The following is a 25,904-nucleotide window of genomic DNA, read 5'->3' on the forward strand; positions in this document are numbered from 1 at the left end:
CGCGGCCTTACAACGGTCACGCTTGGCGAGTCGTCGCGCGGCCTCGTCCAGGCGTTCGTTGCAAGCCAAGGGGAAGCCCATGACCACGCAGAACTTCACCGTGACCGCCCGCGAGCGTGACACGCTGCTGGCGGCGTTGCGCTATTACCAGTTCTACCGGATGCAGGGTCATCCCTTCGACCCGCAGCACGACCACCTCATCGACACCATCGCCTCGGCCACCGGCGAGGCCCTCGACGTGATCGAGATCGACGATCTCTGCGCCGGCCTCAAGGGGCGCGCCCAGATCCTGCCGGCGGCCTGACAGCATGGCGGGGCGGAGAGGAATCCGCCCCGATCCGAGCACGGCGCCTCGCACGGAACCCGGCTTCCGAAACCTTTCGCGCGCGGGCTGCGTAGGACGCTTCGGATCGCCCCGAACGGGCATCCGCATAAGAAGAACGACGCGAAGAAAGCTGCAATCCGATGCGGCTCGTCGTCTAGGGACCTCGCAGTCGTGGGTGGGACGCCCCACCGGGCGCCCCGCCCATCGCGACCGGCCTCACGGCGTCGCGTCGAGCTCCTTCTTCGCCTTGGCCACGGCCTCCGCGCAGGCCGCCGCCTTGCCCTCCTGATCCGCCTTGCGGGCCTCTTCGAGCGCCGCCTTGGCCGTCTGGACCCTGCTGCCGCTGCCGGCTTCGGCCGCCTTGCCCGGCGGGGTGGGCTCCGCCTCGCCCGCGGGCCTGGTCATGCCCTGGCTCTGCCGGGCGGCGGCGACGCCCTGGCCGCCGCTGGAGGCGCCGGCCGCATCGGTCGCCTGATCCTTGAAGCGGGCTTCCTGGGTCTTGATGTCGTCGGCGCAGGCGGCGAGGGCCGGGCCGGCGGCCAGGCTGAGGAGGAGCGCGGCGAGGCAGGCGGAGCGGATCATCGACGGGACGTTCCCTCAAGGACGAGCTGATACGGGGCCGCGCCGGGCCGTTTCCCGGGCGGCGCTGCCTGAGAGACTGCGCGAAGCCGCCGCGGGTTCCGGATGGACGCCCCCCGGATGCGGCCATGAGAAAAGCCGGCCCCGCCCGGCAGGGCGGAACCGGCTTTTCGGCAGCCCGCCGGCTCCCTCGGGGAGAGCCGGCGGCCGGTTCGTCAGGCGCTGAGCTGGTCGCGGATCGGCAGTTGCCGGATCCGGCGGCCGGTGGCCGCGAAGACCGCGTTGGCGATGGCCGGCGCCACCGGCGGCACGCCGGGCTCGCCGACGCCGCCGAGCGGCCCGTCATAGCTCCCCGTCGGCACGAGATGCACGCGCACCACCTTCGGGGCCGCGTCGATGCGGGTGACCTCGTAGCCGTCGAAGTTGTTCTGCTCCGCCCGGCCGTTCTTGAAGGTGATCTGCGAGGTGAGGGCGAGGCCCATCCCCATCACGACCGCGCCTTCCATCTGCGAGCGGATGCGCTCCGGGTTCACCTGAGGCCCGCAATCCACGGCGATGTCGACGGCGTGGACCTTCACCTCGCCCTGCGGGGTCACTTCGACCTCCGCCGCGACCGCGGTGTAGGTGACGAAGCTGTAGTGGCCGGCGACGCCGAGGCCCCGGCCCTTCTCCAGCTTCCGGCCCCAGCCGGCGCCCTTGGCCACCGCCTCGATCACGCCGCGCAGGCGGCCCGTGTCGATCGGGTAGCGCTTGGGATCCTCGCCGTAGTTCCAGACGTCGCCGATCTCGGTCGGATCGATCTTCCGCGCCGGCCCGATCAGCTCGAGCAGGTAGTCCTTCTGGTCCTTGCCCGCCGCATGGGCGAGCTCGGCCACGAAGGACTGGATCGCGAAGGCGTGCGGGATGTTCGAGACCGAGCGGAACCAGCCGATCCGCACATGCGCATCCGCCGCCGGGTTCTCCAGGCGGACGTTGGGCAGGGCGAAGGGCGTGTTCACGAGGCCCATGCCGAGCTCGAAGGGCAGCTCGTGCTTGGGATCGGGCGCGAAGATCGAGCCGATGGTCGGCGCGGTCGAGCGGTGCAGCCAGGCGACCGGCATGCCCTTTTCGTCGAGGCCGGCCTCCAGGCGCTCCACCGAGATCGTGTGGTAGTAGCCGTGATGGATGTCGTCCTCGCGGGTCCAGGTGAGCTTCACCGGGGCGCCGTCGACCTCCTTGCTGCAGAGCGCGGCCTCCAGCACGTAGTCGGGCTTGGACTTGCGGCCGAAGCCGCCGCCGAGCAGCGTCACGTTCACCTTCACCTTGTCGGCGGCCAAGCCCAGCTTCTTGGCGAGCCGGTCATGGGTCGCCTGCGGCGCCTGGGTGCAGGCCCAGGCCTCGCAGAAGCCGTCCTTGATCCGCACGGTGGCGGCGGGGGGCTCCATCGGCGCCTGGACGAGATGGGGCACGAAGTACTCGGCTTCGAGCTTCGTCTTGGCCTTGGCCATCGCCGCATCGACGTCGCCCTGGCTGCGCACGACCTTGCCGGGCGCGCGCGCCGCCTTCTCCAGCTCGCCCCGGAAGGTCGAGGTGTCGTAGGCGGCGTTGGGGCCGTCGTCCCAGGTGATCTTGAGGGCGTCGCGCGCCTTCATCGCCGACCAGGTGTTCTTGGCGATGACGGCGACGCCGCCGAGCGGCTGGAACTCGCTCGGGATCTCCGGCGCGTCGATCTTGAAGATCTTGACCACGCCCGGCACCCGGCGGGCATCGGTGTCGTCGTAGCTCGCGACCTTGCCGCCATAGACCGGCGGACGGGCGATGACGGCGTAGAGCAACCCGTCGAGGCGGGTGTCGATGCCGTAGATCGCCTTGCCGGTGGTGATGTCGCGGTTGTCGATCAGGCCGATCTTGCCCTTGCCGATATACTTGAAGGCCTCGGGCTTCTTGAGCACGACGCTCTCGCGGGCCGGCACCGGCAGCTCCGCGGCGGCGGCCGCGATCTCGCCGTAGCCGATCTTGCGGCCGGACTTGGCGTGGCTGACGACGTGGTTCTCGGCCTTCACCTCGGCTTCCGGCACGCCCCATTTCTTCGCGGCGGCCTGGACCAGCATCAGCCGCGCGGCGGCGCCGGCATGGCGGAAATGCTGGAAGAAGTGGCGGAGCGAGCGCGAGCCGTCCGTGTCCTGGTTGCCGAAGCGGGCCTCGTCACCCCAGGCCTGGGCGACCTTCACCTTCGACCAGTCGGCCTCCAGCTCGTCGGCGACGACGAAGGCGATCGAGGTGCGCACGCCGGTGCCCATCTCGGAGCGATGGCAGGTGACGGTGACGGTGCCGTCGGCGGCGATCGCCACGAAGACCTTCGGGTCGTCCTGCCAGCCATGCGGCATGGCATCGGCCCCGAACTTCTTCGGCTCGTCCTTCTTCTCCGTGCGCGCGCCCTCTTCGGCCCGAGCCCGGTCCGCGAGGGAGAGCGCCAGGGTGAAGGCGCCGAGGCCGCCGAGCATCGCGCGGCGGCTGACATTGGCGAGGACGGCCGGGGCCGGGGTGTCGTTGGCGAGATCCGCCATGCGCTGGGCGTCGTGGATCACAGGCGGTCTCCCTTGCCGGAGGCGGCCTGGCCGGCAGCCTGATGGATCGCCGCGCGGATGCGCGGGTAGGTGCCGCATCGACAGATGTTGCCGCTCATGGCCTCGTCGATCTGCTGATCGGTGGGCTTGGGCGTGTCCTTCAGGAGGGAGGCGGCCTGCATGATCTGGCCGCACTGGCAGTAGCCGCACTGGGACACGTTGAGGTCGCGCCAGGCCACCTGAACCGGATGGTTGCCGTCGGGCGAGAGCCCCTCGATGGTGGTGATCTGCTGGCCCTCGGCGGCGGAGATCGGCGTCACGCAGGAGCGCGTCGCCTCGCCGCCGATATGGATGGTGCAGGCGCCGCACAGGGCCTGGCCGCAGCCGAACTTCGAGCCGGTGAGGCCGAGCTCGTCGCGCAGATACCAGAGCAGCGGCATGTCGGGATCGCCGTCGAAGCTGCGTTCGGTCCCGTTGACCGTGAGTTTGATCATCGCCTCGTCCTGTCGTGAGCCGCCCGCATCGCCGGCGGAACCGGGACGGGACGGCGGAGCGTGGAACGGATGTGGCGGTCGCCGCGGGGCGGCTTCGCCTGGAAGCCTTCTGACGAGGCTCCCGAACTCGGGTGCGGAAACGGCCCGCTGGCGACCAGGGCCCATGCCCGCGCCAGCGCGTGGGCCCCCGCCGACGCGCCGCACCTGATAATGAGAATAATGTATGCCTGTATGACGCTGCGGCGCAATGCGATCGCCCGCGATCCGCGGCTTGCCGGCCTTGCCCGGATATGACCGGTAACATTTCGCACATCGCGCGCCGGCACGACGTCGCAGGCATCGGGAACGGGCGCGCTCTGCCGGCACCGCATCGACATGCATCGACCCGCCCGGACATTCGTTAATCCCCATCACCGGAGGCGGCGATGTCGAAACTGGACGAGAAGCGCGAGGAGATCGCGGCCCTGGTGGCGCGGGATCTCGGCCTGGGCGATCTCGCGGCTCTGAGCGCCGCGGATCGGGAGACGGTCGAGGCGGAGACGGCGACCCTGATCCTACGCAACGGTCAGGCGATCGCCGACGCGTCCGACCCGGTGGCGGCTCATGTGAGGCTCGCCAAGCTTCTGGCGGAGTACCGGACCCTGGCGAACCTCACCGCCGACGAGCGCGACGCCAAGCTCGCCGACGAGGGCGAGGTCTTCGCCCGCGAGGACGATGCCTGAGGGAGCGGCCGTCCCGGAACGGCTCTTGCCTCGAGGCTCGACGTCGGCACTTCGCCAAGCGAAGATGCGACGCATCGTCCGTATCCGGAGTCCCGAGAATGAAGCGTTTCCCCGTCGGTCTGGCCCTCGCGCTCGCCCTGCTGCCGAGCGCCGCTCTCGCGCATCCGGGACATGACGGGATGGTCGGCGCGGCGGCGGGCTTCGCCCATCCGTTCGGCGGCGCGGACCACCTCCTGGCGATGCTCGCGGTCGGCCTGATCGCCGCCCTGCGCGGCGGCCGCGCCCTCTGGGCGGTGCCCCTCGCCTTCCTCGCCATGATGAGCCTGGGCGCGGGCCTCGGCATGGCCGGCCTCGCCCTGCCGTTCGTCGAAACGGCGATCCTCGCCTCGCTGGTCGCCTTCGGCGTCCTCGCCCTTCTGAGCCGCCGCCTGCCGACGGCCCTGCTGGCCGGGCTCGTCGGCGCCTTCGCGGTCTTCCACGGCCATGCCCACGGCGCCGAGATGCCGGAGACGGCCTCAGGCCTCGCCTATGCCCTCGGCTTCGTGGGCGCGACCGCCCTGCTCCATGCGGCGGGACTCGGCCTCGGGCTCCTGGCCCGCCGCCTCGGGCCGGCGGCGACGGACGACGCCGCTCTCCCGCGCGAGACCGCCCGGGGCTGACCTCCGAATCCGCCGCTACGCGGCGGACGGCTCGCCCGCCCAGAAGCCGGCCTGGAGGGCCGCGGATTCCTCCGTCAGCAGCGGGCCGATCACCTCGATCTTCCGCTGGCCGGCCTCGAACACCGTGCGGCAGGGCAGATCGAGGGTCGGGTTCTCGGCGTGGTCGCCGGTCAGGGCCTTCAGCTCGGCCTCGCTCTGGCCGTAGACGACCCGGCCGATCCCCGCCCAGTAGATCGCGCCCGCGCACATCGCGCAGGGCTCGGCCGAGGTGTAGAGCGTGCAGCCGGCGAGTTCATCCGGCGCATGCGCCTTCGAGGCGCGGGTGGCCAGCAGCCGCTCGGCATGGGCGGTCATGTCGTGGCCTTCCGCCGTGTAGCCGTTGCCCTGCTCCATCAGCACCGCGCCGTCCGGGCCGACCAGGATCGCGCCGAAGGGATGGTCGCCCCCCTCGCGCGCCTTGCGGGCGACGTCGAAGGCCATGCGCAGGTAGCGCTCGTGGTCGAGATTCATGCGGTTTGCTCAGCGTTCCGATTTCGGCAGCGACCATGGCGCGAGACGCGTCTGCACCCATCCGACCAGCCGGAACAGCCCGAGGCTGATCGCGACCAGCACGACGAGGCCGGCAAAGGCGGTCGGGATCCGGAAATTCGAGGTCGCATAGGCGATGAAGAAGCCGAGGCCCTTCTCGGCGGCGACGAACTCGGCGACCACGGCGCCGATGATCGCGAGGGTCGTCGAGATCTTCAGGGCCGCGAACAGGTGCGGCAGGGCGAAGGGCAGCCGCACGTGAAGGATCTCCCGGGTCCGGCCGGCCCGCAGGGACCGGGACAGCTCGATCAGTTCCTCCGGCGTGGTCTGCAGGCCGGTCACCGTCGAGACGAGGATCGGGAAGAAGGTGATCAGGAAGGTGATCACGACCCGCGGCAGGTCGGAGGCCCCGAGCGTCACCACGATGATCGGCGCGACCGCCACGATCGGCGTCGACTGCACCACGACCAGGATCGGGTAGAGCGTCCGCCGCAGGAAGCGCGATGTGGCGATGCCGACCGCGAGGGGCACCGAGACCAGGATGGCGAGGGCGTAGCCCATCAGCGCCACCCGGAGCGTCGCGCCGGCATGGTCCGCCCAGGAGGAGACGGGCGTCACGACGAGGGCGGAGAGGATCGCGCTCGGGGCGGGCAGCAGGAAGGAGGGGATGGCGAAGACCCGGCAGGCTCCCTCCCAGAGGGCGAGCAGGGCCGCGAAGGCGAGCGGCGGCGCGAGGCGGTCGAGCAGCGCACGGCGCCGGGCGGCCGCGGCCGACAGGACCTGCGTGCCGACGAGGACCGGGGCGGCCGGCTCAGGCGGCGAGGGGGCGGCTGAAGAGGCGTCCACGGATATGGTTTGCAAGCTCATGGAAGGCCGGCTGCGACAGCGTCGCCATGGATCGGGGCCGCGGCAGCGGCACGGACAGCGTCTCGCGCACCCGGCCGGGGCGGCCGGTCATGACGATGACGCGGTCGGCCAGCAGCAGCGCCTCGGGGATCGAGTGGGTGATGAACAGCACGGTCTTGGGTCGCTCGGCCCAGATCCGCAGGAGCTCGAAGCTCATCTCGTCGCGGGTGAGCGCGTCGAGGGCCGAGAAGGGCTCGTCCATGAGCAGGATGTCGGGGTCGAGCAGCAGGGCGCGGGCGATGGCGACCCGCTGCTGCATGCCCCCCGACAATTCGTCGGGCCGGCGCGCCGCGAAATCGGCGAGCCCGACGAGATCGAGCAGTTCCCGGGCGCGAACGCGCTCGGTCTCGGTGACACGCCCGTATTTGTGGCGCATCGGGAAGGTGACGTTGCCGAGCACGTCGAACCACGGCAGCAGCGTCGGTTTCTGGAAGACGATGCCGATATCGTCCCGCGGCTCGGTGACGGGGGTGTCGAAGATCGCGACGCTCCCCGAGGTCGGCCGGATCAGCCCCGCGATGAGCCGCAGCAGGGTGGACTTGCCGCAGCCCGAGGGGCCGAGCACCGCCACGAATTCGTGGCGGCCGATCTCGAAGGAGAGGCCGTCCAGCGCGGTGACGGCCTCGCCCTTGGCGCCGGGAAAGCGCTGGCCGACGTCGCGGAAGCGGATCGCCGGTCCGGGCGCGCTCACCGCTCGGCCTTCTTCATCGTGGGCAGGAAGGCGCCGGTGACGGCCTTGCCCGGATCGAAGGACTCGACCGGAATGCCCTGGGATTCCGCGACCCATTTCCAGGTCGTCTTGAGGAGGCCCGGCTCGTAGACGCCGAGGCCGTCCTTCTTCGAGACCGCGTTGTCGATGAGGGGAATGGACGCCTTCCATTCCTGCGCGGCCCGCTCGACCTCGACCTCCGGCACCGCGGATTTCAGCGCCTGGGCGGCGGCGGCGGGATCGGCATTGGCCATCTCGGTGGCCTTGGCGTAGGCGGCGAGGAACTTGCGCACCGCCTCGGGGCGCTGCGCGATCATCTTGTCGGAGGCGAAGACCGAGAGGCCGTAGCCCTCGTAGCCGAATTCCGACCAGGGCAGCGCCTTGAACGCCTTGCCGGCCTCCTTGAGCGGCCCCTGGAAGGCGGGGGCCACGGTGAGCCAGTTGATGGTGGCCGCGACCTTGCCGGCGGCGAGCATCGGCGCCAGCGCGCCGGGATCGACCTTCAGCACCTTGATGCCGTCGGCGGGCACGCCGTTGGCCTTCAGCACCAGCGGCCAGGCGACGTTGGAGGAGGAGAAGGTCGCGGTCGCGATCGTCTTGCCCACCAGATCCTTGAGGCTCGACACACCGGAATCGGTCGTCGTGAAGATCGCGTCGGGCTGCTTCGTGTAGATCGCCATCACGGCGGTGACCGGCACGCCGCTCTGGGCCTTGGCCTGGAGCAGGGCGGCGAGGCCCCCCGTGCCCATATCGGCCGCGCCGGTGCCGAGCTTCGTCACCACGTCGCTGGAGCCGCGCCCCGATTGCACGGTGACCTCGAGCCCCTGCTCCTTGAACAGCCCCTTCTCGACGCCGAGATAGATCGCCGCCTTGTCGCCCGCGGGCAGCCAGTCGATCAGGAAGGTCAGGGGCTCGGCGGTGGCGGCGCCGGTCAGCGCCAGCGTCAGGCCGAAAGCGGCGGCCAGTCGGGTCAGGGATGGGGTCACGCTTCAGATCCTCACGCGGTGGAACGGGGGCGATGGCGCGCGTCGGCAGGCTGAGCCGCAAACGACGTGCCAGGGGCGTCGGACAGCAGGAAGGGCAGCAGGGCGGCGGCGAGGCGGTCGGGCGCCGAGAGCTGCGGGGCGTGGCCGGTCGGCAGCGCGACCCGCGCGGCCTCGGGCACCAGCGCGCACATCCGCCGCTGCAGGGCCGGGATCACCGCCCGGTCGTGCAGGGCCTCGACATAGAGGCGGGGCACCCGGCCGAAGCCTTCGGCGGTGAGGCGGGCGCGCACCGCCCGGCCGCGTTCCGGCTGGGGCGTCAGCCGGCGCGCGGCGGCCTGCGCGTCGGATTCGGGACCATCCTGGAAGAAGATCGCCCGGGCCGCCGCCTCCGGCACGCGGCTCGTCAGGCGATCCGGCGACCAGATCAGGTGCGGGCCGATCCCAGCGGCTTCGGGATGGCGCGCCCGCGCCTCGGCGACGAGATCCGCGAAGCCCATCCCGTCCGGCAGCATCATGCCGGCGACATAGGCGATGCGCGCGACCCGGTCCGGGAACGCCTCCGCCACCGCGGAGGCGACGACACCGCCGCCGGAATGGGCGACGAGGCTCGCCCGCCCCCCGAGCCGGTCGAGCACCGCCCCGACATGCGCGACGTAGCGATCGAGCGACACCGCGGCGGGCGGGGTGTCGTCGGCGCCGTTGCCGGGCAGATCGAGGGCCTGCGTTATGAGGCCGGCGGATTCGAGGTGCGGCGTCAGCCGCTCCCAGACCCAGGCCCCCGCCCAGGCGCCATGGATCAGGACGACCGGGTCCGTCCCCATGGTCAGGCCGCCGCGTAGGTGCGGCGGTACATCGCCTGGAGATGCCCCTCGACCGTGGTGACGGGATAGAGCGGGCTCTGCCCGGGGGCGAGGCAGTTCGGCAGGCAGGCAACCTCGTGGTCCGGATTGCCCGAATAGAAGAAGGGCACCGAATAGCGCTCCCGGCCCGAGGCGTTGACCACCCGGTGCATGGTCGAGCGGTAGCGGCCATTGGTCCAGCGGGCGATCATGTCGCCGAGATTGACCACGAAGGTGCCGGGGATCGGGTCGGCGTGGATCCAGCCGCCATCGGCGGATTGGACCTGCAGGCCGCCGACCTCGTCCTGCAGGAGCAGGGTCAGGCCGCCGAAATCGGTATGCGCCCCGGCTCCCTTCTCCCCCGGCGCCGCGTCCTTCGGCTGGGGCGGGTAGTGCAGCAGGCGCAGGATCGCGAGCGGATCCCGGCAGAAGGCGGAAAAGTGATCCTCGGGCAGGTCGAGGGAGAGGGCGATGCCGCGCATCAGGCGCTCGCCGAGATCGAGCATCGCCGCGAAATAGGCCTGCATCGCCGGGCGGAAGCCGGGCAGGTCCGCGGGCCACTGGTTCGGGCCGCGGTTGAAGCGGCGGGCCCGCACCCGGGGATCGTCCTCCGGCAGTTCGAGGCCGAGATAGAAGCCCTCCTTGAGATCCGGGGGCGCGCCCGCCTCCAGGGTCTGGCCCCGCAGGGGCTCGTAGCCGCGGTTGCAGAAGGAGCGTGCCTTGTCGACGGCGGCCTTGGCCTCCGGCGCCTGCGCGAAGAAGCGCCGGCTCTCCGCGAACACCGCCTCGATCAGGCCGGCGGGGATGCCGTGATCGGCGCAGTAGAAGAAACCGCTGGCGAGACAGGCCTCGCGGAGCGCCGCCCCCACGGCCCGACGCCGGGCGGGATCGGACGACGAGAGCCCCCCGACCGGAATGACCGGAAGCGAGGTCCCCGGGACGTGGACGGCATGCAGGCCAGCGGACATCGCTCTCTCCCTCTCGGCTCGCGATGGGGAAAGGCTATGAGCCGAGGCCCGGTCGAAAAAGCAGAGAGTTTCGCCTGGGCCGATGCCGGATCGGCATCATCCGCCCTGCTCCTCCGCCTCGCGGCGCCGGATCTCCTCGGTGAGGACGCGCAGGGCCAGGTCGAGGGTCGCGGGCAGGGCGCGGCCGGCGCGGACATAGACCCCGAGATCGCTCCAGATCGGGCCGCCGGCCTCGATGGGCACATGGACCAGTCGCCCCTCGCGCACGGCCCGCTCCAGGCCGATCCGCGTCTGGAAGGCGAGGCCGACGCCCCGCTCGGCGAGCTCGCGCATCAGCTCGATCGAGGAGGAGCGGATCACCGGCCGCACCTCCCGCGACAGCCGCGCCATGGCGGGGGCGAGAAGCTGACCGATGGAGAGATCGCCCGCGGGCAGGATCAGCGGATGGTCGAGGCAGGCCGCAAGGCTGACGCGCTCACGGCCCGCGAGGGGATGGCCCGGCGCCATGATGGCGCCGAGCTTGAACCGGGCCAAAGCCACCTGACGCAGGTCCGGCCGGCGCGGCAGGGCGAAAGCGAGGCCGATATCGGCCTCACCCTCGGCGACCGCCTTCGGGATCGCGAAGGAGCCCATCGCCTCGACGCTGGCGGTCGCCCGCGGCGCCCTCTCGCGCAGGGTCTCCAGCACCGCGGGCAGCAGCGCGCCGGAGACGCCCTCGACCGCCGCGATCGACACGTGCCCGGCCCGCGCGCCCTTCAGCCCCTCGATGTCGGAGCGGGCCCGTTCGAGATCCTGCAGCACCACGAGGACGTGGCGGGCAAGCGCCTCGCCCGCCGAGGTGAGCCGGGTGCCGCTGGCGAAGCGCTCGAACAGCGGCGCCCCGATCTCCGCCTCGAGCTTCAGAATCTGCCGGTTGACCGCCGAGGACGCGACATTGAGCCGGCGCGCCGCCTCGCGGATCGAGCCGGCCCGACGCACGGCATCGAAATACAGGATGGCAGCAGCATGGATGCGCAAAGCGGACGGCTCCCTCAGGGACCGCGGGAACGGCCCCGAGGGATGTCTTCGCTCCGGCTGCGGAAAGGCAAGACCGGGGTTCCGGCCGGCGCATCCGCGCCTTGCCGGACGCGCTCAGGCCCGCCTTGCGCGACGAGGCTCGCGGCCGGACCGGTCCCGTCAGGACGAGGGCTGGGCGCTCACCGCCTGCGCCTGGCGGTTCCACGCCGGCGTGGCGCCTCTCCCGAACATATGCTGCGGTTTCTTCAGGAGAACGCGGCGGACGTAACGGACCGGCTCCAGGGCGATCGCCTTGGATAGGTTGTAGGAAAAGGGGAGCCAGCTCTTCTTACTGTAATACAGCGTCGCCAACCGGAACGCGATGGCCGCATTCCGGCTCTTCCAGGTCATGAATTTATTCCAACGCGGCCGGAGGGAAACGACACGCCTGTACTCTTCGACCGACATTTCCGGCTCGCCGTGCATACGCCTGACGATATTGAAGTCGATATAATCGCCAACCTCGAAAATCTCCCTGATCTTCGTGGTCATGATGCTGCTGTGTCGCCGATGCAGCAGCACGGGATCGGGCGAGACGGCAATCTTGTATCCCGCCGTCACCATACGTCCCCACAGATCCCGATCGTCGAGGAGGAACTTCCGGTAGCCGCCGAGCCGCAGCACATCGTTCTTGCGATACATCGCGGTCGGGTGAATGATGTTCACGAAGTAATTCGGATCGAACTCCCGTTTGCCTCTTTCGAGATCGATGGTCGGAACGCTCAATCCGATGATCTGATCATTCTCATCGATCATGTGGGCTGCCGAGCTCAGGACGCTGACATCCGGATGCGCCTCCATGAACGCGACCTGCAGTTCCAGACGATCCGGCAGCATGATGTCGTCATCATCCATGCAGGCGACCAAGTCGTGCCGGGCAAGGGTCAAGGCCAGGTTTCGGCCCGTCGCGCCGCCCTTGTTCACGGTCTGGCGGATCAGCGTGATCCGCGAGTCTTTCGTCGCCAGATCGGCGAGGATCTCCGAGGTTCCGTCCGTCGATGCGTCATCGACGATGATCAGCTCAAGATCTCTGTAAGTCTGCCCCAGGACGCTTTCCACGGCCTTGGCGACGTGCCTGCAGCGATTGTAGACGGGAATGATCACGGAAACCGGCATAGTCTTCCCCTGGCGTGACGGACGGCCTATCGGCGCCGGCCGGATCCTCCGCTCCTGCGGATCGGCAGAGCGCCACGCCCCCGCGGCGGTCGCAGCGCTGACGATCCCGCATCGACGGATGCTCTGACGCGTGCCTCACGGACGCATGGTAGGTCGGCGTCTCGGGACCAGGAGAATTCTTCGGGGCAGCGCCCACGCTCCATTCGGAGTAGATCGAAAGGAACAGGCGCGGATCGCGAAAAAACTTGCCGCCGCAATCCTATCGGTCCGCTGCATCCCCTCGAAAAACCTCCCCTCGCGATCGGGCCCGGCAGGCGGATCGTCGCGCCGCGCAGGCTCTGATCAATGCAAGGGAAACAGAACAGCTCTCTGCAAATATCAGCCCGGATGGGCCATCCTGTAGCCTTCGCGAAAGGCCGGACCCTTCGGGAAGCAGCGCGACAAAGCTCCCTGATGGTCGGAGCTGGGCGTACGGAGCGGGATCTTCTTGAGAATCGAGCGCACATGCTCCCGAATCTTGAGAACCCGCTGTCCGTCATCCTCGACATCCAGCTCCTTCAGATCGGACATTCCCGAGCTCTCGCTCGGCTCCTGCGGCGTGGTTCGCATCTTTGCCCTCCTCCGATGCCTCAAAGACTCAGAACGCCCCTGTTTTTGAACGGATAGTACTTTATTTTACATTTATTATTATTTATCATATATTTTGATATTTTCACAAAATACCAGGCAAGCCACCTGTTTATTCTTGCTTGAGTGCGACGCAATACGAGCAGCTTTCTGAGGCTGGCGATTCACCCCACCATCCCGCGGAAGGGAACATCATCCTATTTTGCATCAAAATTCGCGTTAAAGATGCATAATGCGCCAAAAGGCGTATGTCTAGTAGTCGAAATCGAGTCGTCCCGGTTAATTACAAATCGGCGACCCCGCACGCCCGTAAGATGAATTCTATTCTCATGACACAAGTCATCTCCCCCTGATTCCGGATTTTTATTATTATCGATCTAGCAAAGCGAAGTCAAAATTTTCAAATTGGATAGTTTTTAATTTAGATTAACAAACAAAAATACAAAAATAACAGAAGTCATTTCATATTTTTATAAAAAAAACAAACCCAACAGCCAAAATGACAGTAAAGTTTTCACGAACAATTATCACACAAAGCCGCCGCTACGAAAACTCGGCGTGCATACACCTCATCAGAACCGGCAATAATCGCCGACAGATATTTGACATAGATTTAATATTTCCTGCGAACGACTTGAAGAGTTGCGATCTTATCAAGTTAATTCCTTTGAAAAATATCAAATGTGAATCGCATCTAATAAGTTACACGAAAGACCTGCGACGCGAGTTCGTGCTTGGCCCGGCGCTCAGCGCTGAAGCCGGAGCAGGCTTTCTTGGTTTTGGTGAAGTAAGCGTTCGCACAGATGAAATCACCGTCGAAGGCTGGGATCTCCTCGATCCTTCTCAGGCGCAGACCGAACGGCTCGAGCTGGTCGATGAGGTCGTGGAGCAGGGCTTGTTTCTTGTAGACGGGGTAGAAGAATGTTTCCGTCTCGATCGCCAGCACGTCATGCAGCAGATCACCAAAGCCGGCCAGGACAAAACTTTCGTACCCCTCGACATCGATCTTGATGACGTCGGGCACCGGTGCTTCGCCGGATCTCACGAGATCGTCGTACCGGACGCAGTTGATCTGAACGACCTTCTTCGTGCGATAGCTGTCGGCGATCGCATAGTCTTTCAGAAAGTCCGTGTTCGCCTCCAGGATGGAGGTGCATCCGTAGTGATTACCGATATGCAGATTCTGCTCCCCGGCCCGGTCGGACAATCCGTGTTCGAGGACGAAGTGCCTCTCGAATTCGGAGAGCTGCTCCCGGAGACGGCGGGCCTCGTCCGGATTGGGCTCGAACAGCACCGGCACGATATTGTGCTTCTGCTTCAACCACTTCGCCTGGATGCCGTTCGAGGCCCCGACATCGACGAAGACGATTTTGTCCTTCAGGCGCTGTGATTTGCTCGCGAGCGGCAGCATGTCCTCCACGGCTTCGGTGATCAGCGCATAGGCCTTCTGCTTGAGATACGGCATGGACGTCTCCTGCTTGGGGTCGGGCCTGTAAACCGCGGTCGTCGAGCCCCGTATCGATGTGCCGACGATCGTTTCGCGTCCGACCGGAACGCCCGCAACCGGGCAGGTCCTTGGCCGCGCATCGGGCATGGTGCCCGATGATACAAGCATCGGGTAAGCTGTTTACTGCCGCGTGCCATCCAGCCCGGAGGCATTAATCAATAATAGATCGCATGATCGCCGGCTCATCCCAAATATACGACTGGGTTGATTGCGACCTTGGCGCTTCTTGAGACATGCTCGTTCGAATGATGTCGCAGCCGCATTCAGTGCTGTGCCGCAGACTTTTCCATCGAACAGGGGTCCCCGCGATGCGCGTAGCAGTCATCGGATCTGGATATGTCGGTCTGGTCTCCGGCGCTTGCCTTGCCGATTTCGGCCATAACGTCGTCTGTATCGACCGGGACGCGGACAAGGTCGCGGCGCTGGCGCGCGGCGAGATCCCGATCTACGAGCCGAACCTCGGCGAGATGGTCGCGAAGAACATGGCCGAGGGCCGGCTCGCCTTCTCGAGGGATCTGGCCTCCGCGGTCGCGGCGGCGGACGTCGTCTTCATCGCCGTGGGCACGCCGGCGCGCCCGCGCGACGGCCAGGCCGATCTCACCTACGTGTTCGGCGCCGTCCGGGAGGTGGCCGCCGCCTTGAGCGGCTCCACGGTGGTGGTAACGAAATCGACGGTTCCCGTCGGCACGGGGGACGAGGTCGAACGCATCATCCGAGACATTCGGCCGCAGCTCGACGTCGCCGTCGTCTCGAATCCGGAATTCCTCCGCGAGGGGGCGGCCATCATCGATTTCAAGCGGCCGGACCGGATCGTCATCGGCGCCGAGAGCGACCGGGCCCGGGCGGTGATGGCGGAGCTCTATCGGCCCCTCTTCCTCAACAAGGCGCCGATCCTGTTCATGGCCCGGCGCAGCGCCGAGATGACGAAATACGCCGCCAACGCCTTCCTCGCGACGAAGATCGCCTTCATCAACGAGGTGGCGGATCTCTGCGAGCAGGCTGGCGCCGACGTTCAGGACGTCGCCTACGGCATCGGCCTCGACAAGCGAATCGGCAGCAAGTTCCTGCATGCCGGCCCCGGCTTCGGCGGATCCTGCTTTCCCAAGGATACGCAGGCCATGATCGCCATGGCGCAGGCCCATGGGGCGGCCATGCGCATCGTCGAGACCGCCGCCGCGGTGAACGACCACCGCAAGCGCAACATGGCGCGCAAGATCGTCCGCGCCTGCGGGGGTGTCCGCGGACGCACGATCGCCGTCCTCGGGCTCACCTTCAAGCCCAACACGGACGACATGCGCGAATCGCCGGCGATCGCGATCATCACGGCCCTGCAGGATGCCGGGGCGCGGATCCGCGCCTATGATCCGGAGGGGATGGATCAGGCCCGCCTGGTGCTCACCGACATCGACTACTGCCTCGACGCCTACGATTGCGCGCGCGACGCGGACGCGGTCGTCATCGTGACCGAGTGGGACGCCTTCCGGGCCCTCGATCTCGACCGCATCCGCGCCGCGGTCGCCCGGCCCGTCCTCGTCGATCTGCGCAACATCTACGGGCCGGATCAGGCCGAGAAGGCCGGCTTCCGCTATGTCGGCGTCGGGCGCGGTCAGGGCGAGGCCGTCGAGGAGGCGCAGGTCGTGCCCCTGGCCCTGGTCGGGTAGGGAATCGGAACCGGCCTCGGGCCGCGTTCGGGAACCCCTGACCGATCGCTCGGTCAGGGGCCCGCTGCTACGCAAGCTTCATCGAAAGCGGGCACCAACGACGAAACCTCGGTCGCAACGCCGTCGATCTTCCCGGGAACGCCCGGCGAGACAACCTCACCGCTGGGACTAATCCGAGAGACATGCGCCCCGCCGCCGAGCGAGGAGGTCGGGCTCTTCGTCGCCGCCCTCAATGCAGGCGGCCGCCCGGCGGCTCCCGCGGGCCCCTGCGCCCCGAGGGAACCGGCGCCACGTCGTAGCGCCGCCGCAGCTCGGTCGGCGACATGCCGGTCCAGCGCCGGAAGGCCACGACCAGGGCGCTCGCCTCGCGATAGCCCAACAGCCAGGCGATCTCGGAGATCGGCAATCCCTTGATCTTGATGTAGTGGATGGCGAGCTCGGCCCGCAGCTCGTCCAGCACGCCGCTGAAGGTCTTGCCTTCCTGGTGCAGCCGGCGCGACAGGGTGCGCGTGCTCATGCCCAGTGTCCGCCGTCAGCGGCCGTGAGACAGAGTGAGGCCCTTCACGAACGGAGGATGACTGGTTCATCGTAGCCCCCAAGGAGCGAAGATGAAGCAGACATCCGGGCCGGCACGGAAGCCGGCAGAGGCGGTGATCAAGGACATCCGCCGCGCCACCCGCCGCCAGTTCTCGGCCGAGGAGAAGATCCGCATCGTGCTGGAGGGCCTGCGCGGCGAGGACAGCATCGCAGAGCTGTGCCGACGCGAAGGCATTGCCACCTCGATGTACTACGGCTGGTCCAAGGAGTTCCTGGAAGCGGGCAAGAAGCGGCTGGCCGGCGACACGGCCCGCGCCGCCACCTCGGACGAGGTCAAGGACCTGCGCCGTGAGGCTCGTGCCCTCAAGGAGGTCGTGGCCGATCTCACCCTGGAAAACCGCCTGCTCAAAAAAAGTATGAGCGGAGCTGGGGAAGACGAGGCATGAGGTACTCGGCTTCTGAGAAGCTGGAGATCATCCGGCTGGTCGAGCAGTCCTCTCTGCCGGTGCGCGCCACCCTGGAGAAACTCGGCATCCCGCGCGCCACATTCTACCGCTGGTACGACGCCTACCAGCAAGGGGGACCCGAGGCCCTGGCCGACCGACCCTCTCGGCCCAGCCGGGTCTGGAACCGCCTGCCCACGGCGATCCGCGAGCAGATCGTCGCCCTCGCGCTCGAGCAGCCGGAGCTCAGCCCACGCGAGCTGGCCGTGCGCTTCACCGACGAGCAGCGCTCCTTCGTCTCGGAAGCCACGGTCTACCGCCTGCTCAAGGCGCACGACCTGATCACCAGCCCAGCCTACATCGTTGTCAAGGCAGCCGACGAGTTCCGTGACAAGACCACGGCCTCCAACCAGCTCTGGCAGACCGACTTCACCTACCTGAAGGTGGTCGGCTGGGGCTGGTACTATCTGTCGACGGTGCTCGACGACTTCTCCCGCTTCATCGTGGCCTGGAAGCTGTGCGCCACGATGCAGGCCAGCGACGTCACTGCCACGCTCGACCTGGCGCTCAGCGCCGCCGGGCTCGATCAGGTGCAGGTGGTGCACCGGCCGCGGCTGCTGACCGACAACGGATCGAGCTACGTCGCGGGTGACCTGGCCGACTGGCTCGGCAGCCGCGGCATGACCCACATCCGCGGTGCTCCCCGCCATCCCCAAACTCAGGGCAAGATCGAGCGCTGGCACCAGACGCTGAAGAACCGCATCCTGCTCGAACACGCCTATCTGCCCGGCGAGTTGGAGGCGCGGGTCGGGGCGTTCGTGGAGCACTACAACCACGTCCGAGCTCATGAGAGCCTGAACAATCTCACGCCGGCCGACGTCTACTTCGGCCGGGGCGAGGCCATCCTGCGCGAGCGGGAGCGGATCAAGCGCCAGACTCTCACCGACCGCCGCTTGCGCCACCACGCGCAGGCTGCCTAACTTCTCAACCCAGGTGGACCAGTGCCTCCGTTCCTGAGGCCCGCAGCCTGTCTCAAATCATCTGACGACGGACAGATGGATGCCGAAAAGGGGAGCCGTACGACCGGACGATATAGGACTATTTTCTGTTTTTCCTTGACATCATTCCTGTTCCGTGCTTGTCTCCCTCCACTTCCCGCCCGGACTTCCGGGGTGCCGTTCCGGGGCCGACCGGAACGGTGATGGGTGGGGAGGCGGTGCCCGCGTCGATGGCCTCGGCCGTCATCGCCCCGGGCGGCGAGACCGACGCAAGGTCGGGCCGGTCACCACGGGTGGCGGGGAGGCAAATGGCCCCGACTGCCCGACGGCGTTCTGGCCCGGCACCGAGAAGGACGGCGCGGCCCACTACGAGGCCGGCGTGCGGGGGAAGTTCCCGCTGAGAGCGCGATTTGGGGTTCTGCCCGCGTCTCAGCCGATGCTGTCATCGGCTGTGTTCCCGAGGGTGTGGTCCCACGATGTCCAAGCGTCCTGTCGGAGAAGCCGGAGACACCGCGACGCAAAGACGGTTCGGACGGAGAAGGTCCGGGCCGCGGGACGCCGGGGAGCCGTTGGCTTCCCACAAGCTTGTCGAGTGGCTTCGCGGCGTCCCGCGTCACCCCTCGGTCAGAGCGTCTTGGGCCATGCCCCCGGCGGTGCTCCGCGCGGGGTTGATGGCGCGTGGGTCTGTGCTCCCTCCGCGCTTCGGGCGGCGGCCTGCGAGCCGCCTCAGCTCTGCAGGAGCCGGTGCGGCAGCGCGTGCTGCGCGTAGTATCGGCGGTAGGCCCAGTAGTGCCAGCACTGGTCGGCTTTGACGTAGTCCTTGTGCGCCTTCAGATCGACATGCGTCATCACGAGGCCGCAGACCCGGACCGCGAGGCTGTCGAAGCGCCGAAGCGCGGCGGTGACGGTGTCGCGCGGGGTCGTGCCCCAGCGCGCGAGATGGACGACCGCGTCGGCCAGGCGCGCGAGCGGGAGGAAATCCAGCGCCAGCAGAACCGGAGGCGCCTTGATCACGATGAGATCGTAGGCGGGCTTGGCTTCGCGGATGAGGGCCGCGAGGCGTTGGCAGGTCTCCTCGTCGTCGAGGGCGAAGCGCGGCGAGGCGTGCAGATGGACGATCGGGTCCGCGGCGAAGCCACGCAGGACGCTGGCGGGGTCCGAACGAAGGGCGTCGTCGAGGGACAGGGGCGCCGCGGCCTCGCCCTCGCCGGGCCCCGAGGCCACGTCGATGATGAGCGTCTGCCCGCCCTGCTTCGCCGTGGCTTCGGCCAGGGCGAGGCTGAAGGCGCTCTTGCCCTCGTCGGGAATCGACGAGGTCACGAGGATGACCCGGCTGGAGGCGGCCGCGATCTGGACCTCGATCGATGCGGCGACGTAACGGATCGCCTCGTCGAAGATGCGGGCTTCCCGCGGCTTCAGATCCTTCGACGGGCTGGGGATCATGCCGAGGCAGAGCGTCTGCGTCTCGGCCGACAGGTCGGATTCCGAGCGGAACCCCTTGCGCCGGTTCTCCAAGAGATAGGCGGCCCCGATCCCCGCGGCGGCGGCGGCGAACAGCGCCGCGCTGAGGATCACGATGGGATTCGGCCCGGAGGGCAGCGGGATCGCCTCGGCCCGCATCGCGACCTGGGCGCTCGTGGAGGCGAGGCCCGCGGCCGCGACCGCCTGCGCGTAGCTTTCGGTGAGCACCTTCAGCCTGTCGCGCAGGGACGTGGCGTCGAGCTGCAGGCTCTTCAGCTGGCTCTCGCGCTTCTTCGAATCGATCACCGCATCCTTGATCTGCTGGATATGGGCCGCCAGGGCGGTCTCGGAATCGGCCGCGGCCTTCGCGCTGCTGTCCAGATGGTCGATGGCGCCCTCGACTTCCGTGCGAAGGCGGCCCTCCGTCTCCTCGAGGGCGGACCGGGTCCGCGCGAGGCCGGGATGCTTGGGGCCGTTCAGGGTGAGCTCGGCCAGCTCCCGCCGCAGGTTCTCCCGGCTCTCCAGGAGACTCTGGATGACCGGGGCTCCGGCGAGGTCCTGCGTGGAGGGCACGCCGCCGGCGGCGAAGATCTCCCTGGCGCGGGCGGCCTTCGCCTGCTCGGCGAGGCGCGTGGTGGTCGCGGCGTCGAGGCGGGTGGTCAGGTCCTGCAATTGCTGCTGCTGGGGCGTGCCTCCGTCCGCGGCGAGCTCCAGGAACCCGGATTGGCGGCGATAGGTGTTCACCGCCGCCTCGGCGGCATCGAGGGCGGTGCGGGTCTGGCGAATCTGGAGCGCGATCCAGTCGCTGGTCCGCTGCGCCGCCCGGACGCCGGTCTCCATGTTGTTGTTGATGTATTCGTCGATGAAGGCGTTGACGATCCGCGCGGAGCGCACCGCATCGCTCGAGCTGTAGGAGACGGCGATGACGTAGGAGCGCGTGTCGTTGGTGACGACGAGGTGCTGCAGGAGCGCGAGCGCGATCAGGTCCTCGCGGATCGAATCCTCCACCTCGGCGGTCCGGGGGGCGTGCGCCGGGCGGAGCGCCTCCGGCAGCCAGGATTCGATGCGGACGGAGAGCGGCAGGGTCGGCGCGAAATCGGGATCCTCCGCCAGCTTGAGGCGCTTGACGACCCGGTGCGCGACCGCCCGCGAGCGCAGCAGGCGTGCCTCGCTCTCCACCAGCGAGGAGGCTTCCACCGCCGTGCCGGAGGCCTGGGAGGACGAGCCCGAGCGGCTCTGCTCGTCCCGGCTGAAGGTCAGCTGGATCAGGGCATCCGCGGTATAGGTCTTCCTGATCAGGATCACGCCGGCGAGCCCGGCCACGAGCCCCACCGCGAGCGCGATCAGGATGAGACGACGGTGGCGCCAGATCAGCTTCATCGCCGATTGCGCGACACCGTCGTAGTGATCGCGGACACTCGTCTCCCGGATATGGGGATCGAACCGCGACAACTGGTTCATGTCATCCTCGTTTGTTCTGACGGGAAGCTTTTGACGGGAAGCTCAAGGGGTGCCCTTGACCGGGCGCGCGCCACCGCCCGGCCAGGTCAGGTCCGAGACGAGACCATCGGCCTGGCGCCGCGCCGCCGGATCGGACGGGCCGGCCGTCGGGCCGGCGGCGGCGACCGCCGTGCCCGGCCCCCCCGCGGCCGCGAGGGCTTCCGCGGGCGTCCCGTCGCGGCGGATCTCGACGATGTCGCCGGGCATGAGCGTCGTCGTGAACGTCGCCCGCACCATCTCGGTCTTGCCGTTCTGGCGACGGGTGATGGAGACGCTGCGGCTCAGCTCCTGCGTGGTCGCGATACCGAGGGTGCCCCCCTGCTGGATGCGCGCCTCGCGCACCTCCCGCGCCGTGGGCAGGCTCGTCTCGACATCCGCCAGGCGCGAGCGCACGTCCTGCAACTCGGTGATGACGCGGCGCTTGTAGGTGTTCTGGGCGTCCAGCACGCGGACCGAGAGATCGCCGATGCTCAGTTCGAGGCGGGCCAGCTCGGAGGCGAGGCGGGCGATATTGCCCTTGTTGCGGGCTTCCTCGCGCTTGAGCTCGATGCCGGTGTAGCGCCGCGCGAGGCCGTTGCTCATCAGCTGGCCGTAATCGGCCAGATGCTCCTGGATCAGCGACAGCTGCGTCTGCTCGGATTCGGTCTGGGCCTTGTTGCCGAGGATCTCCGCCTCGAGCCGGGGCTTCTGCTCGTTGAGCAGCCCGATCTCCGCCTTCAGCGCCTTCTGCTGCGTCTCCAGCACCTCGCGCTCGCTGCGCAGGAGGAGGCGCACCGTGTCGTCCTCGCGGATGCCGGCCGGCAGCGCGAAGCTCGCGGCGTCGTTGAGCTGCGCCTCCAGGCGGGCGCGGCGGATGAGCAGGGTACGGCGGGTCAGTTCCAGCGCGCGGACCCGCTCCTCGGCGAGCAGGAACTCCGTTCGCAGGCCGATCTGGGCCTGCTCGGGCAGAGCGTAGCCGCCGGCGAGCGCGATCGCGCTCTGAACGGTGGCGCCGTAGCGGTAGGGGTAGCTGCCCGGCGTCTTGACGTCGCCCATCACGTAGATCGGCCGCATCTCGCCGATGCGCACGCTCACGACCGGCTGATGGAAGTATCCGTCCGCCAGCCTCTCGGTGACGCGCTTCTGAAGTTCGGGGAGCGTCAGGTCCGCGACGACAACGTCGCCGACGATCGGAAGCAGAATGCTGCCGTCACCGCCGACCACATAGTCTCCGGCCAGCTCGGGTTGGCCAAAGACCGAGAGCGTGACCTTGTCTCCCGGCGCGATCCGATAGACATCGTCTTGCGCCCATGACGGAGACACGACCGCCACCAGCAACAGCACCATCAGAACGGCCGAATGGATGCGACCGGACAATCGAGGCAAAGCAAGCATGGAGAACGACATGTCTTCCGCCGCAACCCGAAGGGATCATCCCGAAATCGCGACTGTGGTTTACAGTCCCGACCACATCACCCTATGGCCCCTCGGTCCTGCCTGAGGGTATTCTTCGGGACATCCGGGCCCTTCCTGGGGGATTACTACCGAAGGGACGTGCAAACCCGGTCCGGCACCGGCCGCTTACGTAGTCTGGGCGCTTGCGGAACGTCGCCTCAGAAGCGCTGGCCGAGTTTGCGGGCCCGCTGAACCCAGAAGGCGACGAAGGACTTGCGGCAATGCTCGGGGGGCATGGCCACCCTCAGGAGGGGGTCGATGATCATGGACTTGCCGGTCGCCGCCGCGACCGACCGGTTGAAGGTCAGGTGCTCGCAGAGATCGAAGCGGCTTCCCGTGCAATAGGAGCCTGTCGCGTAATCCTCCGAGCGATACAGGCACAGGCCGTTGAAGGCCGAGATGCAGTACAGCACCCGCTCGGAGGTCAGGGCTTCCTGCGCAGGATAGATGACGTCCCGGAACAGGCTGTAATACCGGAGGGGATTGGTCTCCCGGGCGTGGATCTCGTCCAGGAGGTGCTCGAACGACGCCTGTCCATCGTCGAAGGCGATGAGATCGTAATAGGAAGGACGCGACGTCGCCGCCGCGGCGAAGATCGCATCGTCGGCGAGAAGGCGCCTCATCGCCTGCCTCAGGCTCGCGGCATCGGGCGTCACCGCCATCGGCGTGTCGAGGTCGACGACGCAGACCACCTTGCTCGCGATCCCCGATTCGCGAGCGGCCCCCGCCAGGGCCTCCCGCCCCAGGGCCATGCGCTTCAGCCGGCCATGCTCCGCCATGAAGCCGGTATCGAGGATCCGCAGGCGTCCACGGGCAGCGGCCGCGTCGAGCAGCGGGCGCGTGCCGTCCCGAGATCCGTTCTCGCCGATGATCGCCTGCGTCGTGATCCCCGACGCCTGGAGGGCGTCGATCAGGCCGAGAAGATTCGGGATCGTGCGGGCGCAGTCCCTGGCCAGCCCCAGGATGGTGATGTCGACCGCGTTGCTGCCCATCGGAGCGTCCTCTTCGGCAAGTTCCTCCGTGCCGCGCGTGGTGCAGCGCCTTTGAGACGAACACGCACGAAGCCAGGGATACCGAGGGCAAATCCGAAGTGCTGCTCTCGTCGAGTCGAAGCGTCTTCGCGGCGGCACGCGAGCAGAACTCTATAACACGCGCGAAAAATCAGAGCGGCTCCAGCAGGATTAGTGCGAAAGAGCCGTATCGCAAGTCAAGGTCATGCCGATGCATGCTTTGGGGCCAAGTGCACCCCATGCAAGCTCAGGAGGTCACGTTTCCGATCCCGTCCCTGCGATGGCCCCGCGGGCCATCCGGCGAAGCCGGCGAGGAGGGAAGCGCGACATGTCCGCTGCATTCGGAGACCGGGACAATGAACAAACGCGTGCTCGTTACCGGAGGAGCCGGCTTCATCGGGTCGCACCTGTGCGCCCGGCTGCTCAAGGAGAAGAACGAAGTCTTGTGCGTCGATAACTTCTATACGGGCTCGCGGAACAACGTCGCCGAGCTCACGAGCAATCCGTCTTTCGAGCTTCTCCGGCACGACGTATCGTTTCCGCTCTACGTCGAGGTGGACGAGATCTACAATCTCGCCTGCCCGGCCTCGCCGATCCATTACCAGCGCGATCCCGTCCAGACGACCAAGACGAGCGTCATGGGGGCGATCAACATGCTGGGGCTGGCCAAGCGCCTGCGCATCCCCATCCTCCAGGCCTCGACCAGCGAGGTCTACGGCGATCCCGACATCCACCCGCAGCCGGAAGCCTATCGCGGCCGGGTCAGCATCACCGGCCCGAGGGCCTGCTACGACGAGGGCAAGCGCTGCGCGGAGACGCTGTTCTTCGACTATCTGCGGCAGCACCGGCTTCCGATCCGCGTCGCGCGGATCTTCAACACCTACGGCCCGCACATGCATCCCCAGGACGGGCGGGTGGTCTCCAACTTCATCATCCAGGCGCTGACCGGCGAGCCGATCACCCTCTACGGCGACGGCTCGCAGACGCGCTCCTTCTGCTACGTCGACGATCTGGTCGAAGGGCTGGCGCGGCTGATGGCGACGGACCAGGAGGTGCCGGCCCCGGTCAATCTCGGCAATCCGACCGAGATCACCATCGCGGAGCTCGCGCACCGCATCGTCGGGCTGTGCGATTCGCGCTCGACCATCGTCTATCGCGAGCTGCCGCAGGACGACCCGACGCAGCGCTGCCCCAACATCGAGCGGGCGCGCGAGCTCCTGCGCTGGAAGCCCAAGGTCCATCTCGACGAGGGCCTGCGGCGCACCATCGCCTATTTCGACGCGCTGCTGGCGCGCCGGGCCGGGACCGTCAGCCCCCTTCTGAAGGCCGCGTCATGAGCTCCCCCTCCTCCCTCCCGCGCGTGCGCATCCTCGGCGTTCCGGTGAGCGCCATCGACATGCAGGATGCGGTCGCGACCATCGATTTCTGGATCCGCTCGCGCCGACGCCACTACGTCTGCATCACCGGGGTCCACGGCGTCATGGAATGCCGCCACGACGCCGCCCTGCGCGCCATCCACGAATCGGCCGGCATGGTGACGCCGGACGGGATGCCCCTCGTCTGGATGGCCCGCCGGCTCGGCCGGCCCGGCGTCCGGCGCGTCTACGGCCCGGATCTGATGCGCGAGATCACGCGGCTCTCGCCGTCGCGCGGCTACCGCCACTACTATTACGGCGGCGGCCCGGGCTTGGCCGACAAGCTCGCGCAGACCCTGTCCGCGGCCCATCCCGGCCTCGCCGTGGCCGGCACCTTCTGTCCGCCTTTCCGCCCTCTGACGGAGGAAGAGGACGAGTCGGTTGTCAGCGCCATCAACGAGGCCAAGCCCGACATCGTCTGGGTGGGACTCAGCACGCCCAAGCAGGAGCGCTGGATGAGCGCCCACCGGGACCGGATCGAGGCCCCCGTGATGATCGGCGTCGGCGCCGCCTTCGACTTCCTGGCGGGCACCAAGCGCCAGGCCCCGCTCTGGATGCAGCGGAGCGGGCTCGAATGGGCCTTCCGGCTCGGGACCGAGCCGCGGCGGCTGGGGCGCCGCTACGCCTCGATCGTCCCGCGCTTCCTGGGCCTCGCCGCCGGCCAGCTGATCCGCCAGGGCGGCCGCTCCAGCCTGGAGCACTCCTGACCCCGCATCCGTCTCTTCGCGCGAAGCGCGCCAGGGGCACGGCCTCACCCGGAGAGGCCGTGCCCTCCCCCTTTCGGATAGGGGGATGACACCGATGCGCCGCCCTCGGGCCGCGCACGCCATGCCATCCTCGTCCCCCTGCTCGCCCGCCGCGTTTTCCTGGCCGGATCC

24 protein-coding genes are annotated in these 25,904 nt (G+C 68.1%); 7 read left to right on the plus strand and 17 right to left on the minus strand.

Features of this window, described 5'->3' with window-relative positions; genetic code table 11:
* Nucleotides 1-79: 79 nt before the first annotated feature.
* On the plus strand, nt 80-304 hold the full coding sequence (locus MMB17_RS04465) for a hypothetical protein (protein ID WP_238314048.1): 225 nt from the start codon (nt 80-82) through the stop codon (nt 302-304).
* A 237-nt stretch (nt 305-541) separates the two neighbouring features.
* Here MMB17_RS04465 and MMB17_RS04470 read toward each other — a convergent pair whose 3' ends face one another.
* The 3 genes from MMB17_RS04470 to MMB17_RS04480 form a co-directional block, all read right to left on the minus strand.
* Complete coding sequence (locus tag MMB17_RS04470; protein ID WP_238314047.1) at nt 542-907, minus strand: hypothetical protein; 366 nt, start codon at nt 905-907, stop codon at nt 542-544.
* 212 nt (nt 908-1,119) lie between these two features.
* Nucleotides 1,120-3,471 (minus strand): xanthine dehydrogenase family protein molybdopterin-binding subunit, encoded by a 2,352-nt coding sequence (locus MMB17_RS04475; protein WP_241101213.1) that lies wholly within the window; start codon nt 3,469-3,471, stop codon nt 1,120-1,122.
* Entirely contained in the window at nt 3,468-3,944 is a 477-nt protein-coding gene (locus MMB17_RS04480) for a (2Fe-2S)-binding protein (RefSeq protein ID WP_238314043.1), read from the minus strand. Before MMB17_RS04480 ends, MMB17_RS04475 begins: the two co-directional genes overlap by 4 nt.
* Before the next feature lie 425 nt (nt 3,945-4,369).
* Between MMB17_RS04480 and MMB17_RS04485 the strand changes: the two genes are divergently transcribed.
* Both MMB17_RS04485 and MMB17_RS04490 read left to right on the plus strand, forming a co-directional pair.
* Nucleotides 4,370-4,666, plus strand: coding sequence for a hypothetical protein (locus tag MMB17_RS04485; protein ID WP_238314036.1), 297 nt, complete (start codon nt 4,370-4,372; stop codon nt 4,664-4,666).
* Between the two features lie 98 nt (nt 4,667-4,764).
* Nucleotides 4,765-5,325, plus strand: a complete 561-nt coding sequence (locus tag MMB17_RS04490) for a HupE/UreJ family protein (RefSeq protein ID WP_241101214.1) — start codon at nt 4,765-4,767, stop codon at nt 5,323-5,325.
* Between the two features lie 15 nt (nt 5,326-5,340).
* On the opposite strand, the gene MMB17_RS04495 is transcribed toward MMB17_RS04490, so the two are convergent.
* The 10 genes from MMB17_RS04495 to MMB17_RS04540 all read right to left on the minus strand — a co-directional run bounded on the left by MMB17_RS04495 (nt 5,341) and on the right by MMB17_RS04540 (nt 14,525).
* Entirely contained in the window at nt 5,341-5,835 is a 495-nt protein-coding gene (locus tag MMB17_RS04495; protein ID WP_238314032.1) for a nucleoside deaminase, read from the minus strand.
* Between the two features lie 9 nt (nt 5,836-5,844).
* The gene (locus tag MMB17_RS04500; protein ID WP_241101215.1) at nt 5,845-6,699 is read right to left on the minus strand and encodes an ABC transporter permease; all 855 of its coding nucleotides are present in this window, start codon (nt 6,697-6,699) and stop codon (nt 5,845-5,847) included.
* Complete coding sequence (locus MMB17_RS04505) at nt 6,665-7,450, minus strand: ABC transporter ATP-binding protein (RefSeq protein WP_238314024.1); 786 nt, start codon at nt 7,448-7,450, stop codon at nt 6,665-6,667. The genes MMB17_RS04500 and MMB17_RS04505 overlap by 35 nt, the downstream gene beginning before the upstream one ends.
* Nucleotides 7,447-8,454, minus strand: coding sequence for an ABC transporter substrate-binding protein (locus MMB17_RS04510; RefSeq protein ID WP_238314022.1), 1,008 nt, complete (start codon nt 8,452-8,454; stop codon nt 7,447-7,449). The genes MMB17_RS04505 and MMB17_RS04510 overlap by 4 nt, the downstream gene beginning before the upstream one ends.
* Before the next feature lie 11 nt (nt 8,455-8,465).
* Nucleotides 8,466-9,275, minus strand: a complete 810-nt coding sequence (locus MMB17_RS04515) for an alpha/beta fold hydrolase (RefSeq protein ID WP_241101216.1) — start codon at nt 9,273-9,275, stop codon at nt 8,466-8,468.
* A 2-nt stretch (nt 9,276-9,277) separates the two neighbouring features.
* Nucleotides 9,278-10,261 (minus strand): isopenicillin N synthase family dioxygenase, encoded by a 984-nt coding sequence (locus tag MMB17_RS04520; RefSeq protein WP_241101217.1) that lies wholly within the window; start codon nt 10,259-10,261, stop codon nt 9,278-9,280.
* Between the two features lie 96 nt (nt 10,262-10,357).
* Nucleotides 10,358-11,278, minus strand: coding sequence for a LysR family transcriptional regulator (locus MMB17_RS04525; RefSeq protein ID WP_241101218.1), 921 nt, complete (start codon nt 11,276-11,278; stop codon nt 10,358-10,360).
* Between the two features lie 159 nt (nt 11,279-11,437).
* Complete coding sequence (locus MMB17_RS04530) at nt 11,438-12,433, minus strand: glycosyltransferase family 2 protein (RefSeq protein WP_241101219.1); 996 nt, start codon at nt 12,431-12,433, stop codon at nt 11,438-11,440.
* 378 nt (nt 12,434-12,811) lie between these two features.
* Nucleotides 12,812-13,003 carry a hypothetical protein gene (locus tag MMB17_RS04535; protein ID WP_241101220.1) on the minus strand — a complete coding sequence of 64 codons (192 nt, stop codon included), beginning with the start codon at nt 13,001-13,003 and terminating at the stop codon, nt 12,812-12,814.
* Nucleotides 13,004-13,754: 751 nt separating this feature from the next.
* A complete protein-coding gene (locus MMB17_RS04540; protein ID WP_241101221.1) occupies nt 13,755-14,525 on the minus strand; it encodes an FkbM family methyltransferase in 771 nt (256 codons plus the stop codon).
* A 350-nt stretch (nt 14,526-14,875) separates the two neighbouring features.
* On the opposite strand from MMB17_RS04540, the gene MMB17_RS04545 reads away from it, so the two are divergent.
* A complete protein-coding gene (locus MMB17_RS04545; RefSeq protein ID WP_238314008.1) occupies nt 14,876-16,228 on the plus strand; it encodes a UDP-glucose dehydrogenase family protein in 1,353 nt (450 codons plus the stop codon).
* Nucleotides 16,229-16,457: 229 nt separating this feature from the next.
* Here MMB17_RS04545 and MMB17_RS04550 read toward each other — a convergent pair whose 3' ends face one another.
* Entirely contained in the window at nt 16,458-16,745 is a 288-nt protein-coding gene (locus MMB17_RS04550) for a helix-turn-helix domain-containing protein (protein WP_241101222.1), read from the minus strand.
* A 91-nt stretch (nt 16,746-16,836) separates the two neighbouring features.
* Between MMB17_RS04550 and MMB17_RS04555 the strand changes: the two genes are divergently transcribed.
* A protein-coding gene (locus MMB17_RS04555) for an IS3 family transposase (protein WP_085987083.1) occupies nt 16,837-18,188 on the plus strand; the annotation gives its coding sequence in 2 pieces (ribosomal slippage) (nt 16,837-17,173 and nt 17,173-18,188; 1,353 coding nt in all).
* 744 nt (nt 18,189-18,932) lie between these two features.
* Here MMB17_RS04555 and MMB17_RS04560 read toward each other — a convergent pair.
* The 3 genes from MMB17_RS04560 to MMB17_RS04570 form a co-directional block, all read right to left on the minus strand.
* On the minus strand, nt 18,933-21,128 hold the full coding sequence (locus tag MMB17_RS04560; RefSeq protein WP_241101223.1) for a GumC family protein: 2,196 nt from the start codon (nt 21,126-21,128) through the stop codon (nt 18,933-18,935).
* Between the two features lie 42 nt (nt 21,129-21,170).
* Complete coding sequence (locus MMB17_RS04565; RefSeq protein ID WP_241101224.1) at nt 21,171-22,553, minus strand: polysaccharide biosynthesis/export family protein; 1,383 nt, start codon at nt 22,551-22,553, stop codon at nt 21,171-21,173.
* A gap of 206 nt (nt 22,554-22,759) precedes the next feature.
* Nucleotides 22,760-23,593: a glycosyltransferase family 2 protein gene (locus tag MMB17_RS04570; RefSeq protein WP_241101225.1), complete on the minus strand. Its 834-nt coding sequence runs from the start codon at nt 23,591-23,593 to the stop codon at nt 22,760-22,762.
* Between the two features lie 374 nt (nt 23,594-23,967).
* Here MMB17_RS04570 and MMB17_RS04575 point away from each other — a divergent pair, with 374 nt between their 5' ends.
* Nucleotides 23,968-24,948, plus strand: a complete 981-nt coding sequence (locus tag MMB17_RS04575) for a UDP-glucuronic acid decarboxylase family protein (protein WP_241101226.1) — start codon at nt 23,968-23,970, stop codon at nt 24,946-24,948.
* Nucleotides 24,945-25,733 carry a WecB/TagA/CpsF family glycosyltransferase gene (locus tag MMB17_RS04580; RefSeq protein ID WP_241101227.1) on the plus strand — a complete coding sequence of 263 codons (789 nt, stop codon included), beginning with the start codon at nt 24,945-24,947 and terminating at the stop codon, nt 25,731-25,733. The genes MMB17_RS04575 and MMB17_RS04580 overlap by 4 nt, the downstream gene beginning before the upstream one ends.
* The last annotated feature ends 171 nt before the right edge of the window (nt 25,734-25,904 follow it).

It is taken from the genome of Methylobacterium organophilum (assembly GCF_022533465.1).
GTDB lineage: Bacteria > Pseudomonadota > Alphaproteobacteria > Rhizobiales > Beijerinckiaceae > Methylobacterium > Methylobacterium organophilum.

Excerpts from the sequence above, each read along its gene's own strand:
- MMB17_RS04545 (WP_238314008.1), top strand. The coding sequence starts at position 14,876 with ATGCGCGTAGCAGTCATCGGATCTGGATATGTCGGTCTGGTCTCCGGC.
- MMB17_RS04570 (WP_241101225.1), bottom strand. The coding sequence starts at position 23,593 with ATGGGCAGCAACGCGGTCGACATCACCATCCTGGGGCTGGCCAGGGAC.
- MMB17_RS04485 (WP_238314036.1), top strand. The coding sequence starts at position 4,370 with ATGTCGAAACTGGACGAGAAGCGCGAGGAGATCGCGGCCCTGGTGGCG.
- MMB17_RS04575 (WP_241101226.1), top strand. The coding sequence starts at position 23,968 with ATGAACAAACGCGTGCTCGTTACCGGAGGAGCCGGCTTCATCGGGTCG.
- MMB17_RS04490 (WP_241101214.1), top strand. The coding sequence starts at position 4,765 with ATGAAGCGTTTCCCCGTCGGTCTGGCCCTCGCGCTCGCCCTGCTGCCG.
- MMB17_RS04565 (WP_241101224.1), bottom strand. The coding sequence starts at position 22,553 with ATGTCGTTCTCCATGCTTGCTTTGCCTCGATTGTCCGGTCGCATCCAT.
- MMB17_RS04520 (WP_241101217.1), bottom strand. The coding sequence starts at position 10,261 with ATGTCCGCTGGCCTGCATGCCGTCCACGTCCCGGGGACCTCGCTTCCG.
- MMB17_RS04495 (WP_238314032.1), bottom strand. The coding sequence starts at position 5,835 with ATGAATCTCGACCACGAGCGCTACCTGCGCATGGCCTTCGACGTCGCC.
- MMB17_RS04560 (WP_241101223.1), bottom strand. The coding sequence starts at position 21,128 with ATGAACCAGTTGTCGCGGTTCGATCCCCATATCCGGGAGACGAGTGTC.
- MMB17_RS04465 (WP_238314048.1), top strand. The coding sequence starts at position 80 with ATGACCACGCAGAACTTCACCGTGACCGCCCGCGAGCGTGACACGCTG.
- MMB17_RS04580 (WP_241101227.1), top strand. The coding sequence starts at position 24,945 with ATGAGCTCCCCCTCCTCCCTCCCGCGCGTGCGCATCCTCGGCGTTCCG.
- MMB17_RS04480 (WP_238314043.1), bottom strand. The coding sequence starts at position 3,944 with ATGATCAAACTCACGGTCAACGGGACCGAACGCAGCTTCGACGGCGAT.
- MMB17_RS04540 (WP_241101221.1), bottom strand. The coding sequence starts at position 14,525 with ATGCCGTATCTCAAGCAGAAGGCCTATGCGCTGATCACCGAAGCCGTG.
- MMB17_RS04515 (WP_241101216.1), bottom strand. The coding sequence starts at position 9,275 with ATGGGGACGGACCCGGTCGTCCTGATCCATGGCGCCTGGGCGGGGGCC.
- MMB17_RS04535 (WP_241101220.1), bottom strand. The coding sequence starts at position 13,003 with ATGTCCGATCTGAAGGAGCTGGATGTCGAGGATGACGGACAGCGGGTT.
- MMB17_RS04530 (WP_241101219.1), bottom strand. The coding sequence starts at position 12,433 with ATGCCGGTTTCCGTGATCATTCCCGTCTACAATCGCTGCAGGCACGTC.
- MMB17_RS04550 (WP_241101222.1), bottom strand. The coding sequence starts at position 16,745 with ATGAGCACGCGCACCCTGTCGCGCCGGCTGCACCAGGAAGGCAAGACC.
- MMB17_RS04470 (WP_238314047.1), bottom strand. The coding sequence starts at position 907 with ATGATCCGCTCCGCCTGCCTCGCCGCGCTCCTCCTCAGCCTGGCCGCC.